The following is a 17,272-nucleotide window of genomic DNA, read 5'->3' on the forward strand; positions in this document are numbered from 1 at the left end:
CGCCCCAAATCCCTGCGCCGCGGCACGAACCTCGGCCGTCCTGAAAACTCCAAACGCTGTCTCTACCTTTACAGCGCTGGAGTTTTCATGCACAGCAAAATCGACGCGGCGGCGGTCGTGGCCTTCCACGACCGGGCAGTGCGCAATCCGGACTGGCCGATCTTTGACGAACCACAGTCCGGCGCCTGGACCTGGATCGCCGCCAACCATCGCTACAACGGGCTGCTGTGGCGCGAGGAAGACCGCGCGCGCCGGCTCGACGTGCCGCCGACGGAGATCGCGGCCAGCAAGCGCCTGATCGACCGCTACAACCAGAAGCGCAACGACGCCGTCGAAGCCCTCGACGAGCGCCTGCTGGGCGAACTCGGCCGCGTGAGCCCCGAACCCGGCGCGCGCCTGTCGAGCGAAACCGCAGGCGCGATGATCGACCGCCTGTCGATCCTGGCACTGAAGATCCACCACATGCGCGTCCAGGCCCAGCGCCACGAAGCGGGCGCCGACCACATGCACGCCTGCGCCTGCAAGCTCGAGCGCCTCGTGGCCCAGCGGCAGGACCTGACGTCCTGCCTCGACAATCTGCTGCTCGAAGCACGGGCGGGGCGCGCCTTCTTCAAGGTCTACCGCCAGTTCAAGATGTACAACGATCCGAGCCTGAATCCCTACCTGTACGGGCAGGCACCATGAGCGAAGCCACGCATGCACCCTCGCATCAGCAGATCGACGTGCTGGTGCCCACCTGTAACCGGCCGGCGGCGCTGGCGGTAACGCTGTCGGCGCTGGGCTTCCAGACCTGGCCATCGCTGCGCATCGTCATCGCCGACCAGTCCGGCGGAGAAGGCGCCTACGCGCGCGGCGAGGTGCAGGCCGTGCTGCGTTACCTGCGCGCCACCGGGCGGCAGGTCGAGACCTGGCGCAACCTGCCGCGCCGCGGCATGGCCCAGCAGCGCGCCTTCCTGCTCGAACAGGTGCAGGCCCACTATTGCCTGTTCGTCGACGACGACGTCATCCTCGAGCCCGACCTGGTCAGGCGCCTGCATGCGGTGATCGAGGCCGAAGGCTGCGGCTTCGTCGGCAGCGCACTGCACGGCCTCAGTCATCTTGGGCAGGAGCGGCCGGCCCAGGAAAGCATCGAGTTCTGGGAAGGGCCGGTGACGCCCGAAACCGTGCGCCCCGGCGCGAGTTCCTGGGCGCGGCACCACCTGCACAGCGCCGCCAACCTGTTCCATCTGCAGTCGCGGCTCGGCGTCGGCGTGGACGCCACCCGCACATATAAAGTTGCCTGGGTCGGCGGCTGCGTGCTGTTCGACACCGCCTGCCTGCGCGCCGCCGGCGGCTACGATTTCTGGCGCGAGCTGCCGGAACAGCATTGCGGCGAGGACGTGCTGGCCCAGCAGCGCGTGATGGCCCGCTACGGCGGCTGCGCCATCCTGCCTTCGGGCGCCTACCACATGGAGCTGCCGACTACCGTCACCGCGCGCTCTGTCGATGCGCCCTATGTCCTGCCCATCAAGTGAGGCGGTGCTCACCAATAGGGCCACATGCCGACGCTCCGCTGCCGGCTCGGCGCCGTTTGCCAGACCGTGCAGGAAAGACGATGCTGACCGCCCATAAGATCGCGCTCGATCCGAACAATGTACAGGCGACCTACCTGGCGCGGACGGCAGGCACCGCCCGCTTTGCCTATAACTGGGCGCTGGCCGAGTGGCAGCGCCAGTATGCGGCGCACCAGGCCGACCCGTCGCAACCGCCCCCATCGCAGCTGTCGTTGCGGCGCCACCTCAACGCCATCAAGCGCGAAGCGTTTCCGTGGATGCTCGAGGTGACGAAGAATGCACCGCAGATGGCGATCATCCAGCTGGGTGAGGCCTTCAAAAATTTTTTCGCCCATCGCGCGCGTTATCCAAAGTTTCGCAAGAAAGGTCGTGACGACCGCTTTAGTTTGACCAACGACCAGTTCTGCGTCGAAGGCAAGCGCATTCACATCCCGAAGCTCGGGTGGGTGAAGATGCGTGAGCAATTACGTTTTTCCGGCCGCATCGTCTCGGCCACCGTCTCGCGCAGGGCCGGACGATGGCATGCCAGCATCACTGTCGACACTGCCGATCCAATTTTGCCGCAAGCCGAAACCCAAGGCGCGGTGGGCGTGGATCTCGGGGTATCGAGGCTGGCTACCCTATCGACCGGCGAAACGTGGACGGGACCGAAAGCCTTGCGCTCCCTGCTGGACCGGCTGCGCCGCCTGTCGCGCGCGCTATCTCGCAAGGTCAAAGGCTCGCGCAACCGGGCAAAGGCGAAAGCGCAGCTGGCGAAGCTGCACGCGAGGATCGGTGACATGCGCCGCGACAGCCTGCACCAGCTAAGCTCGAGCATCACGCGGCGCTTTCACACGATCGGCATCGAAGACCTGAACGTCAAGGGCATGCTGGGCAATCGCCACCTGGCGCGCGCCATCGCCGACATGGGCTTTCATGCGCTGCGCCACCAGCTCGAATATAAGGCCGCCTGGCGTGGCGCCAAGATAGTCGTTGCCGACCGGTGGTACCCGAGCAGCAAGACTTGCTCGTGCTGTGAATACCGGCTGGAGACACTACCGCTGGGCGTACGCCGGTGGCGTTGTCCGGGCTGCGGCGAAGAGCACGACCGTGACCTCAACGCGGCTGTCAACCTGAAGAATTTGGCGGTCAGTTCGACCGCGACAGCCTGTGGAGGGGACGGCTCTGGCCCGGTGCGCGAGCATCTGGCGAAACCAGCCCCGGCGAAGCAGGAATCCAGCGGCGAAGTTAACGACCGTTAGCTTTGCGTAAGTCTAGAAGAACGGATGAATTCGTCGATGTAGATCGTGAAGCGTTGAAGGCTTAAAGCTCAATAGCTTGCGAATAGTTCTGCGCTCATCGGAACTTTGCGTGTCGCGGTATCATCGGGATAACTCGATAACGGATACCGCCATGCTCCAGACGCCCGCCTCGTTCACGCCCCTGCAGGACCCGCAGCAAGCGGATGACGCACTGTCCTTCATCTTCCACGGCGGCCGCCTGCTGGTGCGCGAAGCCGACCTGGCGCTGCCCGACCAGGCGGCGGTGACCGGCCTCGGACTCGATCCGCAAGCGCTGCAGCCGGTCGGCCTGCTGGACGGCCGCTATTGCCAGGCCGGCTGGGTCGAGGATGAAGCCCGGGCGCCTGCGGGCTATGCCTGGCGCGGCCTGCGTTCGCTGTTCGGGGAGTTCGACGAGGCGGTGCTGGGCGTGGCCGGGCGCGCGGCCCAGGTGGCCGAATGGGCGCGCACGCACCGCTTCTGCGGCGCCTGCGGCAGCGGTACCGCGCGCATGAGCGGCGAGCGCTGTTTCAAGTGCACGAACTGCGGCCACATGGCCTATCCGCGCATCTCGCCGGCGATGATGGTGTTGATCCGCAAGGGGGATTCGGTGCTGCTGGCCATGCATACGCTGGGCGCGGTGAAGCGCTTCGTGCCGCTGGCCGGTTTCCTGGAGGCCGGCGAGTCGATCGAGGAGGCGGTGCACCGCGAGGTGTTCGAGGAAGTCGGCCTGCGCGTGCACAACCTGCGCTATTTCGGCAGCCAGTCATGGCCCTTCCCGCATTCGCTGATGATCGCCTTCACGGCGGATTATCTGGAGGGCGAGATCCGCACCGATCCCAAGGAGATCCTGGAGGCGCGCTGGTTCGGCCCGGACGATGAGTGGCCGGAGCGCGTGCCGCACGTCTCGGTATCGAGCGTGCTGGTCGACGCGCACCGGCCGGCAGGACGTTAACTTGGGTCCCCGCCTGCGCGGGGACGACGTGAGTAGGCTCAGGGCAGCGGCACCGGCGTCGCCGCCACTTTACCTTCGATCCGCATCGCCACCGGCACCTCTTCCGGCTTGGCGCCGGTCGCGCGCATGCGCACCACCCGTTGCATCAGGTCGAACCAGAAGGGCGCGCCGAACAGCGCTGTGGTGGCGGTGATGAACCAGCCCGCCACCTGCAGCGCGAAGTCGGCGTTCAGGACCGGCGGGAATCTGGTCCAGCCGATGGGCAGGGCCATCAGGGCGTCGATCACGGCCGGGTCGAGCGCGGCCGGCACCTCTTTGATGTGGGCGGCCAGGCCCGGCTGCTGCCACAGGGTGCGGAACAGGTGGATGCTGTCGATATTGAACAGGATGGACAGCAACAGCGCGATCAGCAGCGAGATCAGCATCTGGTTGCGTTTATAGGTGCCCGACATGCGCGCCATCGCATTGTCGAACCAGCCGGCCAGCATGTCCTGGAACTGCTGCAGGTCGCGCGCGCGGCTGAGCATGCTCAGCATCGCCGTCCGCACTTGCGGATCGGGAATCGTTTCGATGGCGCTGCGCAGCTGGACCAGGTCGCCCGGGACCTTCCACAGGCTGTCCACCAGGGCAATCGCAAAATGCGCCGGTTCGATGTAGGATGGTTTCGAGCGCAGCGAGCGCTCGTCCATCGCGGTGCCGTCCGTGTGCGGGTTGACCAGCGGATGGGCGTACACGGCGCGCGCCAGGCCATCGAAGCGCGGGTCGTTGAGCATGCTCTTGATGCCGGCCAGCAGGGTGTTGGCGCGCAGGCGGAACAGCGACGCCAGCGCTTCCTGCAGGGTTGTGACGATCAGGGCTACCGTGCCGTAGCAAAAGCTCAGGCCGATGGCGACTTCCAGGACAGTGCTGCCGAGCATGGCGGTTCTCCTAGCAGTGAAAAGGACGTCAACCACGCTAGCGCAACGGCGCCACAGCTGCCTCCGATTTAGTCAAAGAAATGGCCTGCAACCTGTGGATCGTCAGCATTTTCTATATACTCTCGGCAGTCTTCAATTTTAGGGTTAACCATGTCTGACAAAGAAGTCTTCACCGAAAACGACTGGCGTCGCCTGCTGGCCAGCCTCGGCGAAGATCCCAACCGTCCCGGCCTGCACGAGACCCCGGCGCGCGTCGCCAAAGCCTGGAAGCACTGGACTTCCGGCTACGAGCAGGACCCGGTCGAGATCCTCAAGGCCTTCGAAGATGGCGCCGAGGAGTACAACGAGCTGATCGTGGTGCGCGGCATCCCTGTCTACAGCCATTGCGAACACCACCTGGCCCCGTTCTTCGGCAAGGCTACCGTCGGATATTTGCCGAATGGCAAAATCGTCGGCCTGTCGAAGCTGACCCGCCTGGTCGACGTGTTCGCCAAGCGCCTGCAGGTGCAGGAGCGTCTGACGGTCCAGATCGCCAACACGCTGATGGAAGTGCTGGAACCGAAGGCGGTCGGCGTGGTCATCAAGTGCCGCCACATGTGCATGGAAAGCCGCGGCATCCGCACGCCGGGCGAGGAAACCATCACCTCGGCCATGCTGGGCGAACTGCAGCCGAACCTGGGGCTGCGCACCGAGTTCCTCTCCTTGGCAAGAGACTGAGTCTCCCGGGCGGCCACGCGCCGCCCGTTCCCCGCCGCGAGCGCGTAAAAACCGAGCAGTGTTCTGAATCACTGCTACACTGTATTTACGGAGCTCGCTACCCGGCCAAACAGGTCGGAACCACGAAGCCATCATGTCCTGGTCGGGAACCGTTCCGGATCACGCGTCTCCAATTGACTTTGAGGCGAACGACATGAACAGGCCAACCTTCCCAAGCGATGTAACGCGCGAGCAGTTCGATTCCGTCCGTGAGATGCTGGAAGCGGCGCGTCGCAAGACGAGGCCGCGCAAGCACGACCTGTACGATGTCTTCTGCGCGGTCCTGTACTTCCTGCATACAGGCAGCGCCTGGCGCAGCATGCCGCCCGAATTCCCTCCCTGGCGTACCGTGCACGAATATTTTACGCAATGGACTATGCTGCGCGATGGCGACCGCACCCTGCTCGAGAGCGCTCTCGACCGCCTCGGCCGCAGCGCCGAGATCGCGCGGCTGCGCCAGCTGACCGGACAACGCTGAAAGACAATATGGAAAGCACGCAATTGGGCCGGGCCGGTCCGGGTACGTCGCGCCTCGGCCTGGGCTGCATGGGCATGTCGGATCTGTACGGACCGGCCGACCGTGCCGAAAGCATCGCCACCATCCACGCGGCCCTCGACGCCGGCATCACCCTGCTGGACACCGGCGACTTCTACGGCATGGGCCACAACGAGATGCTGATCCGCGAGGCCCTCGGCGGCCGCCCGCGCGATAGCGTGCAGATCAGCGTCAAGTTCGGCGCCCTGCGCGGCCCGGACGGCGCCTGGAGCGGCTACGACTGCCGGCCGCAGGCGGTGCGCAATTTTCTTGCCTACAGCCTCAAGCGCCTGGGCACCGACTACATCGACATCTACCGTCCCGCGCGCCTGGATCCTGTCGTACCGATCGAAGACACCGTGGGCGCCATCGCCGACCTGGTCAAGGCCGGCTATGTGCGCCACATCGGCCTGTCCGAGGTCGGCGCCGACACCCTGCGCCGCGCCAGCAGCGTGCATCCGATCAGCGACCTGCAGATCGAGTACTCGATGATCTCGCGCGGCATCGAACGCGCGATCCTGCCGGTGGCGCGCGAGCTCGGCATCGGCATCACGGCCTATGGCGTGCTGTCGCGCGGCCTGATCAGTGGACATTGGTCGAAGGACAGGCAGGGAGAAAAAGATTTCCGTGGCATGGCGAGCCCGCGCTTCCAGGGCCAGAACCTGGACGCCAACCTGGCCCTGGTCGAGCGCCTGCGTACGCTGGCGCAGGAGCGGGGCGCGAGCGTGGCGCAACTGGCGATCGCCTGGGTGGCCGCGCAGGGCGCCGACATCGTGCCGCTGGTCGGCGCGCGCCGCCGCGACCGCTTGCAGGAAGCGTTGGGCGCCCTCTCAGTCGAGCTGCGGCCGGAAGATCTGGCGTCGCTGGAAGCCGTCGTGCCGCCCGATGCGGCTGCCGGCCAACGCTATAACCCGGCACAGATGGCCCATCTCGACAGCGAGTTAGGTTAACCGAGCCTTAAGTTGAGAAGTCGTGTTTAAGTTCCCACGGCTGAGCTGATAAAGTCGAAACAAGTCATCAAATGTCGCTTCATCATGCTAGAGAACATCAATCAGCTGTGGTTTGCCATGCTCAACGCCAACGCCGGTCTGCAGGGCTGGCGTCTGGAGCTGGCCCTGTTCTGTGCCGAATGGCTGGTCTTGCTGGTGCCGATCGGCTTGACCGGCCTGTGGATGAGCGGGGCCGGCGCCCAGCGCGCGGCGGCGGTGAAAGCGCTGGCCGCGACCGGCTGCGCGCTGGGGCTCAATCTGGTGATCGGCCTGCTGTGGTACCACGCGCGTCCCTTCGCCGCCGGCGTCGGCCACAGCTTCCTGCACCATGCGCCGGACAGTTCCTTCCCGAGCGACCATGGCACCATCATGTTCACCGTGGCGCTGGTGCTGGCGACCTCCAGCGTGCCGGCGGCGAAGCGCTTCGGCCGCTCGATACTGCCGCTGGCCTTCGTCGTCGCGTGGGCGCGTGTCTTCCTTGGGGTGCATTGGCCAATGGACATGCTGGGCGCGCTGGTCATGGCGCTGGGCGTTACCTGGCTGTTCCATGCGCGCCTGCTGGAGTCGCTGTGCGGGGCGCTCACCGTCTCGCTGGGCGCGCTGTACCGGCGCCTGCTGGCGGGTCCGATCGCGCGCGGCTGGCTGCGCCCCTAAGAACCTATTGCGAGGACGCGACCGCGCCTTCCGCGGGTTCGAACACCAGTTTCTTCGAGCCGTCCAGATGGAACACGCCGATCGGCTGGGCCTGCACATTCTCGGATACTGAAGGCAGCTTGGTGCAATTCTGGGTCTCGACCTGCCACATATCGTCGCCGGAGCGCAGCAGGAAACTGTCCTCGCCGGTCGAGAACAACTCGATGTTCAGGTCGGCCATCGGGGTCTTGCCGAGGTCGAACTGGCGCTGGCAATCCGGCAGCCGCGACGCGATCAGGCGCAGGCCGGCCTGCTTGCTCCAGAAATAATCCTGCGTGACGATCACGGTCAGGGCGTGATCGCTGCCGTCGATGGCATAGCTGGCGGTTTCGTTGACGCAGCCGGCCAGCAGCAGCGGGAGCAGGAGCGAAAGGGCGCGTTTGGTCATGGCCGAAGTATAAAACAACTCGTCCTGAGCGATTGATTTCTTGACGGAACGATATCGATGCGCGCTCCGTGGTTTTGCGATTTCCGCCATCATTTATCGACGGAAGTTCCGGCGATTTTTGGAAAGCGAGCGAAACCATGCCACAAGATGAACAGCGCCTGGGCGGGCAGATGGCCGCGCCCCAGGCTTCCTATGCGCCGCCGCAGCCGCTCACGTTGCGCATCAACGGCGCCGAGCACCAGCTGACGATCGAACCGCGCGTCTCCCTGCTCGATGCGTTGCGCGAAGTGCTGCACCTGACCGGCACCAAGAAGGGCTGCGACCGCGGCCAGTGCGGCGCCTGCACCGTGCTGGTGGACGGCCAGCGCATCAATTCCTGCCTGACCCTGGCGGTGATGCACGACGGCCGCGAGATCACGACGGTGGAGGGTCTCGGCCGGCAAGACCAGCCGCACCCGATGCAGCAGGCCTTCATGGACTGCGACGGTTTTCAATGCGGCTACTGCACGCCGGGCCAGGTCTGTTCGGCGGTGGCCCTGCTCGACGAGATCAAGCAGCGCCAGGCCAGCGCCGTCACCGAGGGCGAGCAGCTGGAGCCGGCCTCCCTCAGCGAGGACGAGATCCGCGAGCGCATGAGCGGCAACCTGTGCCGTTGCGGCGCCTACCCGAACATCGTCAAGGCGATCCACAGCGTCGTGCTGCGCCAGGCCTGAGAAAGGGAGCTTATGCAATCGATCTTCTACGACCGCGCCCGCGACGTGAACCACGCGATCGAGCTGGCGCGCGAACCCGGCGCGAAATTCATCGGCGGCGGCACCAATCTGCTGGACCTGTACAAGAGCGGCATCGAGAAGCCGGTGCGCCTGGTCGACGTGAGCCGCCTTTCGCTCTCCCGCATCGAGGAGCTGCCCGGCGGCGGGCTGCGCATCGGCGCGATGGCGAGCAATACCGCGGTCGGCACCGACCCGCTGGTGCGCCAGCGCTACCGCATGCTGTCCGAGGCCCTGCTGAATGGCGCCACTACCCAGCTGCGGAACATGGCGACGGTCGGCGGCAACCTGCTGCAGCGCACCCGCTGCTATTACTTCACCGACCCGGCCTTCAGCCACTGTAACAAGCGCGATCCGGGCTCGGGCTGTGACGCCCTCGACGGCCACCAGCGCATCCACGCCATCCTCGGCACCAGCGAACACTGCATCGCGACCCATCCCTCGGACATGGCGGTGGCGCTGGCCGCGCTCGACGCGGTGGTGCATCTGCAGGGACCGGACGGCGAACGCCAGGTGCCGCTGGTCGACTTTCATCGCCTGCCGGAAGACCATCCGGAAATCGACACCGTGATCCGGCCCGGAGAGCTGATCGTGGCGGTCGAGCTGCCGCCGATGCCCTTCGCGCGGCACTCGCATTATCTGAAGGTGCGCGACCGCGCCAGCTACGCGTTCGCGCTGGTGTCGGTGGCGGCCGCCGTCGACCTCGAAAACGGGAACATCCGCGACGTGCGCATCGCGCTCGGCGGCGTGGCCCATAAACCCTGGCGCGCGGCCGAGGCGGAGACGCTGCTGCGCGGCCAGGCGGTCAGCGCAGAGCTGCTGGCGCGCGCAGGCGAAGCCGTAGTGAGCGGCGCCAGGCCTTATCCGGGCAATGCCTTCAAGGTCGAACTGGCGCAGCGTGCGGTCGTGCGTGCGCTGCAAACCGTGATCCGCAAATCGGGAGGTCAGGCATGAACGGCATCGGCGCACCCATCAACCGTACCGACGCCTGGGCCAAGGTCAGCGGCGCGGCCCACTACACGGCCGAGCACCAGATCGAGGGCTTGACCCATGCTGTGCTGGTCACCAGCACGATTCCCAGCGGCCGAGTAGTCCGCATCGACGACAGCGCGGCGCGCGAAGTGCCCGGCCTGCTGCTGGTGATGACCCCGCAGAACGCCATGCGCCTGCCGAAGGACACCAGGGACGGCAAGCTGCAGCCGCCCATCGGCCGCCGCCTCACGCTGCTGCAGGAAGACGAGGTCTATTACAACAACCAGCCGATCGCGGTGGTCGTGGCCGACACCTTCGAGCACGCGCGCGAGGCCGCGGCCCGCTTGACGATCGAGTACGAGCGCAAGGAAGCGGTGCTCGACTTCGAGCAGGCCAGGCAGAAGCTCCACGCGCCCGAAAAGGTGCTGACCGAAGAGACGGACACCAGGCGCGGCGACCTGGCCGACGGCCTGCTGGCATCCAGCGTACGCATCGACGAAACCTATACGACGCCGATCGAGAACCACAATCCGCTCGAGACCCACGCCACCATCGCAGAGTGGGATGGCGATAAACTCACCATCCACGAATCGACCCAGTACATGAAGGGCGTGCAGCGCATCGTCGCCGCGATCTTCGGCATCCCGCCCGAGAACGTGACCGCGATCTGCCCCTACACCGGCGGCGGCTTCGGCTCGAAGGGCTCGATCTGGTCGCACGGTCCGCTGACGGCGATGGCGGCCAGGATGCTGGGACGCCCGGTCAAGCTGTCACTGGACCGCAGCCAGATGTTCGGCCCGGTGGGCCAGCGGCCCAACACCGAACAGCGCTACCGGCTGGGCGCGATGGAGGACGGGCGCCTGCTGGCGTCCAGCCACGACACCATCGCCTACACCTCGACCATCGAAGACTGGATCGAACCCTGCGGCATCGTCTCGCGCATGATGTACGAGAGCCCGAACCAGGAGACCACGCACCGCCTGGCCAGCATGAACCTGGGCACACCGACCTTCATGCGCGCGCCCGGCGAGGCCAGCGGCTCCTTCGCGCTCGAATCGGCGATGGATGAACTGGCGTATGAACTGAACATGGACCCGCTGGCGCTGCGCCTGAAGAACTACACGGAGAAGGACCCGGGCAAGGACTTGCCGTGGTCGAGCAAGTCGCTGCGCCAGTGCTACGAGATCGGCGCCGAGCGCTTCGGCTGGAAAGACCGCAAACCGCAGCCACGCTCCATGAAGCAGGGGAACAAGCTGGTGGGCTGGGGCATGGCGACCGCCACTTATCCCACCAACCGTTCTGCGGGTGAGTGCTCGGCCACCCTGAACGCGGACGGCACGGCGCTGTTCCGTTCCGCCACCCAGGACCTGGGCACCGGCACCTATACCGTGATGACCCAGATTGCGGCGCATTCGATCGGCCTGAAGGTGGAGCAGGTGCGCTTCGAACTCGGCGATTCGCAGATGCCGGAAGCGCCGGTGTCCGGCGGCTCGACCACCGTGGCCAGCGTCGGCCCGGCGGTGCAGGCGGCCGGCCATGCGCTGCGGCTGAAGCTGATCGGCATCGCCTTGGCTGACCAGGCATCGCCGTTGTTCGGCAGCACCGCCGAGCAGATCGGCTTCGAGAATGGCGAGCTGTATCTGCTGGCGAAACCGGCGCGGCGCGAAGCCATGGCCGCCATCGTCGCCCGCCACGGCGCGCCGGTCGAGGTCACGGCCAAGGCCGAACCCGGCGACGAAAAGAAGAAGTACTCGATGCACGCCTTCGGCGCCGTGTTCGTCGAGGTCACCGTCGATGAGGACCTGGGCGAGATCCGCGTACCGCGCGTGGTCGGCGTCTATGGGGTGGGCAAGCTGATGAACGAGAAGACGGGCTACAGCCAGCTGATGGGCGGCATCGTCTGGGGCATCGGGCTGGCGCTGCTCGAGGAAACCGTCATCGACAAACGCAACGGTCGCGCGGTGAACGGCAACCTGGCCGAGTACCACGTGCCGGTCAATGCGGATGTGCAGGGGATCGATGTGCAGATCGTCGATGAGGACGATCCACATGTGAATCCGCTGGGGGCGAAGGGGATAGGCGAGATCGGGATTACCGGGGTCGGGGCGGCGATTGCGAATGCGGTGTTTCACGCGACTGGGAAGCGGGTAAGGGATTTGCCGGTGACGCTGGATAAGCTGCTCTAGCCGCCGCGAGCCCGCACCCTTTGCACGTCATTCCCGCGCAGGCGGGAATCCAAGTTTGCGTGAGTAGCCAAAGCAAACGCCGCCAGTCCGCGACGAACTTGGGTTCCCGCCTTCGCGGGAACGACGAGCGTTAGTGGTGAGTATTCGCCGCCTGGTGCGCAACCGCCCCGTGCTCGGCCTTCTCTTCACCATGCTTCGCGTGGGTATTCTCCCACCCGCCGCCTAAAGCCAGGAAAAGCTGCACCTGATCCGCCGCCAACTGCGCATCCGACGCCGCCAGCATATTCTCCGCCGTCGCCAGCGTACGATCCGCATCCAGCGCCGCCAGGAAATCGGTACGCCCGAACTGGTACAGCTTGCCGGTCTGGCGGGAAGCCAGCGCACTCTGGTCGCGCGCCGCGCGCAGCATCGCATTGCGGTCGAGTTCACGCGCATACACCGTCAGCGCCGATTCCGTTTCGCGCAGCGCATTCAGCACCACCGAATCGAAGCGTGCCAGCGCACCTTCGGTCCCCGCCTTGGCCTGGGCGATGTGCACGCGCGCCGAGCTGGTCGAAGGCAGGTTCCAGGAGATCAGCGGGCCGAGCGTGAACTTCCAGGTGTTCGCATCGCCAAACTGGTCCATGAAGCCGACGCCGCCGAAGGAGGCGCCCAGCGTGATGTTCGGGTACAGCTCCGCGGTGGCGACGCCGATGCGCGCGGTGGCGCCGGCCAGCAGGCGCTCGGCCTGGCGCACGTCCGGGCGGCGGCGCAGCAGGGCGGCGCCGTCGCCGACCGGGATCGCGCTGGCCACGCGCGGCGGGGTCGTGCACTTTGCCACCTCGGCCGGGAAGGCGCTCGGCACTTCGCCGGTCAGCACCGCCAGGCGGTACAGGGCGGTGCGCTGGCGCGCCATCAGCGGCGGCAGGTTGGCGCGCAACTGGTCGAGCTGGGCCTGGGCGCGGCTGTTGTCGATGGCGATGCCGCGGCCGCGCTGCACGCGCTCGCCGGTCAGCTTGACGAACTTCTGCTGCAGGTCCACCGACTGCTGGGCCACCTTCAGCTGGTAGCCGGCCGAGCAGGCTTCCGCGTAGGCGCGGGTGGTGTCGGCGGCGACCATCACGTGGGCGACGTCGGCGGCGGCCTGCGCGGCATCCAGGTCGGCCTCGGCGGCTTCGATGGCGCGGCGGATGCGGCCGAACATGTCGAGCTGGTAGGCCACCTTGATGTCGCCATCGTAGATGCCGGTTCGCGGCAGCTGCTCCGGCAGGCCGATCGAGGCGCCGGCGATGCGGCCATACAGCGGCGCTGCCGCCATCTCGACTTCCGGACGCTTCTTCTCTTCGACTTCTTCCAGCACCGCGTGCGTGCGCGACAGGTTGGCGGCGGCCACGCGCAGGTCGGCGTTGGCGGCGAAGGCTTTCGCCACCAGCTTGTCGAGCACCGGGTCCTGGTACAGGCGCCACCAGTCGGCGGGCAGCGGCTCGGATTGATAAGGCTGCTCGGCCGCGCCCATGAATTTCGCATTCGCGGCGTCGCGCTTGACCACGGCCTCCTTGGGCACATGGTAGTCGGGGCCGACGGTCGTGCAGGCGGCCAGCGCGCTTGCCAGCACCGTCAGCGTAAGGGTTCTATACGTGAGGCTCATGATCGTTTCTTCGTGTTCGTCGCGGCGGCGACTGCCTTGGGTGCGGCGGCGGGAGCTGCAGCGGGTGCAGCCGCGGGTGCAACTGAGGGCGCGCCGGGCAGCACCTTCACGGTCGCAGTCTGGCCAGCCACCAGGCGCACGCTGGCCGGCAGCGGGTCGAGGGCAATGCGCACCGGGATGCGCTGCGCCAGGCGGACCCAGTTGAAGGTCGGGTTCACGTTCGGCAGCATGTTGGCGCCGGTAGAGCGGTCGCGGTCGGCGATGCCTTCCGCGAAGCTCTCGACGTGGCCGGCGATCGGTTGGCGCGTGCCCATCAGGGTCACTTCGACCTTGTCGCCGACCTGGATGCCGGGCAGCTTGGTCTCTTCGAAATAGCCTTCGACATAGAAGGTGCTGCGGTCGACCAGCGCCATCACCGGGCGGGCCGCGGTGGCGTAGGCGCCTTCGCGCAGGTCGAGGTTGGTGACGATGCCGTCCACCGCCGACACCACGTGCGAGCGCTCCAGGTTCAGCTTCGCGGTGTCGCGGTTGACTTCGGCCTGGGCCAGCGCAGCGCGCGCCTGGTCGCTGCGGGTCTGGCCCTGCTCGCGGGTCTCCTGCGAGACGAGGTCGTCGAGCTGGGTGTTACGCTTGTTCTCGCGCTGCGCCTGGGCCAGCGCGGCCCTGGCAGCGATCACCTGGGCCTCGGCCTGGCGCAGGGCCAGTTCGAAGCGCGCACGGTCGATCTCGAACAGCGGCGCACCGGCAGCCACATGCTCGTTGTCGTGCACGTAGACCTTGGTGACCTGGCCGGTGACGTCCGGCGCCACCTGCACCACATAGGCCTTGACGCGGCCGTCGCGGGTCCAGGGCTCGACCTCGTAGTGGCGCCACATCTGCCAGCCCGCATAGACCGCGCCGGCGGCGAAGGCCAATGTGATACCCATCCGGCCGACTGCCGGGAACGAAATTTTCATAGCCATGTTCAGGACCAGTTGCGTGTGAAGTAGGTCAGCGCGCCGAGCACGATGACGAACAGGGAAAAATCGAACAGCGCCGGGTGCCACACCAGGCGGTAGAAACTGGTCCGTGCCAGGACCAGGTTGAGCAGCCTCGACACCACCAGCGCCGCCAGCGTGAGCAGCAGGAGCGGAGGAAGGTAGAGGCCGTAGATGCTGACTTCGCCGATCATCGGATCTCCATACTGAAAGGGGCGGCTTGCGGGAACAGGTCGCGGCGCATGCCGGTGAGCGCGGCCAGGGCTTCAAGCTGGGAGGCGTCGCGGGCGCCGGCGCAAATGGCGCGCAGGGCGTTGTCGAGGGTGCCGAGCAGGCGCGATTCGCAGTCCTGGTCGAGGCCTGGACGCAACGCGAAGTGACGCGACAGTTGCGCCATCAGCGGCTTGACCGCGGCCTCGCCGCGGCCCAGCTGGCCGCGCACGTCCTGCAGGATGGTCATGTTCAGGCCGATGCGCAGGTCGCGCAGCGCGTCGGCCGCCTGCAGGTCCTGCTGCGCGCCCGCCAGTGCAAGGCGCGGCGTCAGCAGGCCGACGCGGTCGACCATGCGCGCCGAGAATTCGGCCAGCGAGGTCACGCGTTCGCCACTGCCGAGGCGCGCCAGCTCGCTCCAGCCGGCCTTCAGCAGGCGGCGCGCGGTCCAGCCGGCGCCGACGGTGCGCAGCACGCCAGTCGCCACCGCGGCCGCCACCAGGCCCAGGATCTGCGACAGCATGCCGTTGGTGAACGAGACGACGTCCGCCGTATGCGTATCGATCAGGGCCAGCGTGCCGCACAGGCCGAACAGGAAGGGCATGGCGCGTCCGAACGTGGAGGGGCGCGCAATCCACACGCCCATCAGCAGGAAGGTCGGTGCGCATACCAGTACCAGCATCTCGAAGCCGTGCACGGCAGGCAGGATGCCAAGCAGGTACAGGGCCGACACCGGAATCGAATAAACCGTATAAACCAGGAAGCCCTTGATGAAGGGGACCGGGTCGTCCTGGGTCGAGAAGAAGCAGCACAGCACCGCCGCCATCATCGGCGCCGCGGCGCCCGAGGGCCAGCCGGTCATGATCCAGAAGGCGCAGCAGGCCAGCGTGGCGACGACGGCGGCAAAGGCCGACAGCAGGGCCATGCCGCGGTCCTGGTGCAGGGCGCTCGGCGGCACGCCGGGCAGGCGGCGCACCGCTTCCGGCAGCTTGCCGTGCACGCCGGCGTCGATGTGCTGGCGCAGGGTGCGGGTCTCGACGCACAGGTCGACCAGGCGGTGCAGGCGCGCGGCCAGGTTCAGTTCGATCAGGCCGCTCCAGCCAAGCGCGCGGCTGGCCCTGGGTGCCAGCGCGTCGATGCGGGCATGCAGTTCGCGGCCGGGGGCATCGAGCGCGGTGTCCTTTGGCGTATCGACCAGTGCCGTCACGTCATGCAGCAGGGTGTGCCAGCGTTCCGAGGATTCGGCCGCGCCCATCTCGCGCAGGGCGGTCAGGCGGTCTTCGATGCCGGACACCACCGGCACGAACTGCGCCAGGCGTTCCTGCAGGGCGTTGACGGCCGTCCCGGTCCAGCGCAGATGCGAGGTGTCGAAGGGCAGGTGGGTGCTCATCACGCGCAGCTCGGTGATGTCGCCGGCCAGCTTGCGGCGGTCCGAGGCCGAGCGGGTGTCGCCGGCCGGATTCAGCGCATCGCGGATCCAGTGCTGGGCGTCCTGCACCGCATGGTCGAGGCGCGCCAGCAGCACCGGGCCGAAAGGCTGGGGCAGCACCAGGCTGTGGATCACGGTGGCGCAGGTCATGCCGAGCGTGATCTCCTCCACCCGGGCGAGGGCGATGTCGAAGATGGCGCCGGGTTCGCCGACCGCGGGGAAGGCGATCAGGCCGGCCGTGTACCCGGCCAGCATCAGCAGGTAGGAGCGCGGGGTGCGGTCGAGCAGCGAGAAGTACAGGCAGCCGCCGATCCACAGCGCCAGCGCGAGCGACAGCAGCTCGGGCGAATTCGCCAGCCGCGGCACCAGGAAGGTGACGGCGATGGCGCCCAGCAGCGTGCCGCCCGCACGGTAGAACCCTTTGGAGCGGGTCGGACCGGCGAAGGGCGCGCTGACGATATAGGCGGTCATCATCGCCCAGAAAGGGCGCGGCAGTCCGATGCGCATCGAGATGTACACCGCAAGCATCGCTGCCGCGAACGACTTCACGGAGAACAGGATCTCCGTCTTGCTGGCCAACTTCATTCGCTGGCCATGCTCGCAATCACGTCCGGCAGGCCGGCCAGCACGCGCAGGCAGGCTTCGACGTCGCTTGGGTCGAAGGCGCCGAACAGCTTGCGGCGGAAGGGACGCAGCGCGGAATCCATCAGGTCGGCCGTCTTCTGGCCTTCCGCGGTCAGGCGCAGGATCTTGGCGCGGCGGTCGTTCGGGTCCTCATGGCGCTCGAGCAGGCCGGATTCGAGCAGATGATCGACCACGCGCACCAGCGACGAAGGCTCCAGGCTGAGCGTCTCGGCCAGCACGCCCGGACGCACGCCGTTCTCGCCGAAGCGGCTGATGACCAGCACCGGCAGGCCGGTCGCCTGCGACAGGCCATAGTCGGCCGCGACCTTGTCGGCGGCGGCGCGGTAGACGCGCGAGGAGAGGGTGAGGGCGGCGGTGAGACTGCTGAGGGTCTGGTCCGATAGGCGCATGTTTTAGTTCGCGTAGATACCT

17 protein-coding genes and 1 pseudogene are annotated in these 17,272 nt (G+C 66.9%); 11 read left to right on the forward strand and 7 right to left on the reverse strand.

Going from position 1 to position 17,272, the window contains the following annotated elements:
• Positions 1 to 87 precede the first annotated feature (87 nt).
• From LQV39_RS15480 to nudC, 4 genes are all read left to right on the forward strand, one after another.
• The gene (locus LQV39_RS15480; protein WP_230027023.1) at positions 88 to 684 is read left to right on the forward strand and encodes a DUF4254 domain-containing protein; all 597 of its coding nucleotides are present in this window, start codon (positions 88 to 90) and stop codon (positions 682 to 684) included.
• Positions 681 to 1,514: a glycosyltransferase family 2 protein gene (locus LQV39_RS15485; protein WP_230027024.1), complete on the forward strand. Its 834-nt coding sequence runs from the start codon at positions 681 to 683 to the stop codon at positions 1,512 to 1,514. The genes LQV39_RS15480 and LQV39_RS15485 overlap by 4 nt, the downstream gene beginning before the upstream one ends.
• Positions 1,515 to 1,594: 80 nt before the next feature.
• Complete coding sequence (locus LQV39_RS15490; protein WP_230027025.1) at positions 1,595 to 2,794, forward strand: transposase; 1,200 nt, start codon at positions 1,595 to 1,597, stop codon at positions 2,792 to 2,794.
• A 151-nt stretch (positions 2,795 to 2,945) separates the two neighbouring features.
• Positions 2,946 to 3,767 carry an NAD(+) diphosphatase gene (gene nudC / locus LQV39_RS15495; protein ID WP_230027026.1) on the forward strand — a complete coding sequence of 274 codons (822 nt, stop codon included), beginning with the start codon at positions 2,946 to 2,948 and terminating at the stop codon, positions 3,765 to 3,767.
• A gap of 38 nt (positions 3,768 to 3,805) precedes the next feature.
• Here the strand turns inward: nudC and LQV39_RS15500 are convergent, their stop codons facing one another.
• On the reverse strand, positions 3,806 to 4,684 hold the full coding sequence (locus LQV39_RS15500) for a hypothetical protein (protein ID WP_230027027.1): 879 nt from the start codon (positions 4,682 to 4,684) through the stop codon (positions 3,806 to 3,808).
• Between the two features lie 150 nt (positions 4,685 to 4,834).
• On the opposite strand from LQV39_RS15500, the gene folE reads away from it, so the two are divergent.
• From folE to LQV39_RS15520, 4 genes and pseudogenes are all read left to right on the forward strand, one after another.
• Positions 4,835 to 5,401 (forward strand): GTP cyclohydrolase I FolE, encoded by a 567-nt coding sequence (gene folE / locus LQV39_RS15505; RefSeq protein WP_230027028.1) that lies wholly within the window; start codon positions 4,835 to 4,837, stop codon positions 5,399 to 5,401.
• Between the two features lie 193 nt (positions 5,402 to 5,594).
• Positions 5,595 to 5,870, forward strand: a pseudogene (locus LQV39_RS15510) (transposase); the annotation flags it as partial.
• A gap of 56 nt (positions 5,871 to 5,926) precedes the next feature.
• On the forward strand, positions 5,927 to 6,925 hold the full coding sequence (locus tag LQV39_RS15515) for an aldo/keto reductase (RefSeq protein WP_230027029.1): 999 nt from the start codon (positions 5,927 to 5,929) through the stop codon (positions 6,923 to 6,925).
• An 84-nt stretch (positions 6,926 to 7,009) separates the two neighbouring features.
• Complete coding sequence (locus LQV39_RS15520) at positions 7,010 to 7,618, forward strand: phosphatase PAP2 family protein (RefSeq protein WP_230027030.1); 609 nt, start codon at positions 7,010 to 7,012, stop codon at positions 7,616 to 7,618.
• A 4-nt stretch (positions 7,619 to 7,622) separates the two neighbouring features.
• On the opposite strand, the gene LQV39_RS15525 is transcribed toward LQV39_RS15520, so the two are convergent.
• Entirely contained in the window at positions 7,623 to 8,045 is a 423-nt protein-coding gene (locus LQV39_RS15525; protein ID WP_230027031.1) for a hypothetical protein, read from the reverse strand.
• Positions 8,046 to 8,113: 68 nt separating this feature from the next.
• On the opposite strand from LQV39_RS15525, the gene LQV39_RS15530 reads away from it, so the two are divergent.
• From LQV39_RS15530 to LQV39_RS15540, 3 genes are read left to right on the forward strand one after another with little or no spacing between them, the layout of a single operon-like run.
• The gene (locus tag LQV39_RS15530; protein ID WP_374199437.1) at positions 8,114 to 8,758 is read left to right on the forward strand and encodes a (2Fe-2S)-binding protein; all 645 of its coding nucleotides are present in this window, start codon (positions 8,114 to 8,116) and stop codon (positions 8,756 to 8,758) included.
• Positions 8,759 to 8,770: 12 nt separating this feature from the next.
• Complete coding sequence (locus LQV39_RS15535; protein WP_230027032.1) at positions 8,771 to 9,769, forward strand: xanthine dehydrogenase family protein subunit M; 999 nt, start codon at positions 8,771 to 8,773, stop codon at positions 9,767 to 9,769.
• Complete coding sequence (locus tag LQV39_RS15540) at positions 9,766 to 11,973, forward strand: xanthine dehydrogenase family protein molybdopterin-binding subunit (RefSeq protein WP_230027033.1); 2,208 nt, start codon at positions 9,766 to 9,768, stop codon at positions 11,971 to 11,973. The genes LQV39_RS15535 and LQV39_RS15540 overlap by 4 nt, the downstream gene beginning before the upstream one ends.
• A 130-nt stretch (positions 11,974 to 12,103) precedes the next feature.
• Here LQV39_RS15540 and LQV39_RS15545 read toward each other — a convergent pair whose 3' ends face one another.
• The 5 genes from LQV39_RS15545 to LQV39_RS15565 are packed head-to-tail and all read right to left on the reverse strand — an operon-like array spanning position 12,104 to position 17,250.
• A complete protein-coding gene (locus tag LQV39_RS15545) occupies positions 12,104 to 13,600 on the reverse strand; it encodes an efflux transporter outer membrane subunit (RefSeq protein WP_230027034.1) in 1,497 nt (498 codons plus the stop codon).
• Positions 13,597 to 14,556 (reverse strand): HlyD family secretion protein, encoded by a 960-nt coding sequence (locus LQV39_RS15550; RefSeq protein ID WP_230027035.1) that lies wholly within the window; start codon positions 14,554 to 14,556, stop codon positions 13,597 to 13,599. Before LQV39_RS15550 ends, LQV39_RS15545 begins: the two co-directional genes overlap by 4 nt.
• 8 nt (positions 14,557 to 14,564) lie before the next feature.
• On the reverse strand, positions 14,565 to 14,771 hold the full coding sequence (locus LQV39_RS15555; RefSeq protein ID WP_230027036.1) for a DUF1656 domain-containing protein: 207 nt from the start codon (positions 14,769 to 14,771) through the stop codon (positions 14,565 to 14,567).
• On the reverse strand, positions 14,768 to 16,801 hold the full coding sequence (locus LQV39_RS15560) for an FUSC family protein (protein ID WP_230027037.1): 2,034 nt from the start codon (positions 16,799 to 16,801) through the stop codon (positions 14,768 to 14,770). The genes LQV39_RS15555 and LQV39_RS15560 overlap by 4 nt, the downstream gene beginning before the upstream one ends.
• Complete coding sequence (locus tag LQV39_RS15565) at positions 16,798 to 17,250, reverse strand: MarR family winged helix-turn-helix transcriptional regulator (protein WP_230027038.1); 453 nt, start codon at positions 17,248 to 17,250, stop codon at positions 16,798 to 16,800. Before LQV39_RS15565 ends, LQV39_RS15560 begins: the two co-directional genes overlap by 4 nt.
• Between the last annotated feature and the right edge of the window lie 22 nt (positions 17,251 to 17,272).

This window comes from Massilia sp. Bi118, assembly GCF_918697865.1.
GTDB lineage: Bacteria > Pseudomonadota > Gammaproteobacteria > Burkholderiales > Burkholderiaceae_D > Telluria.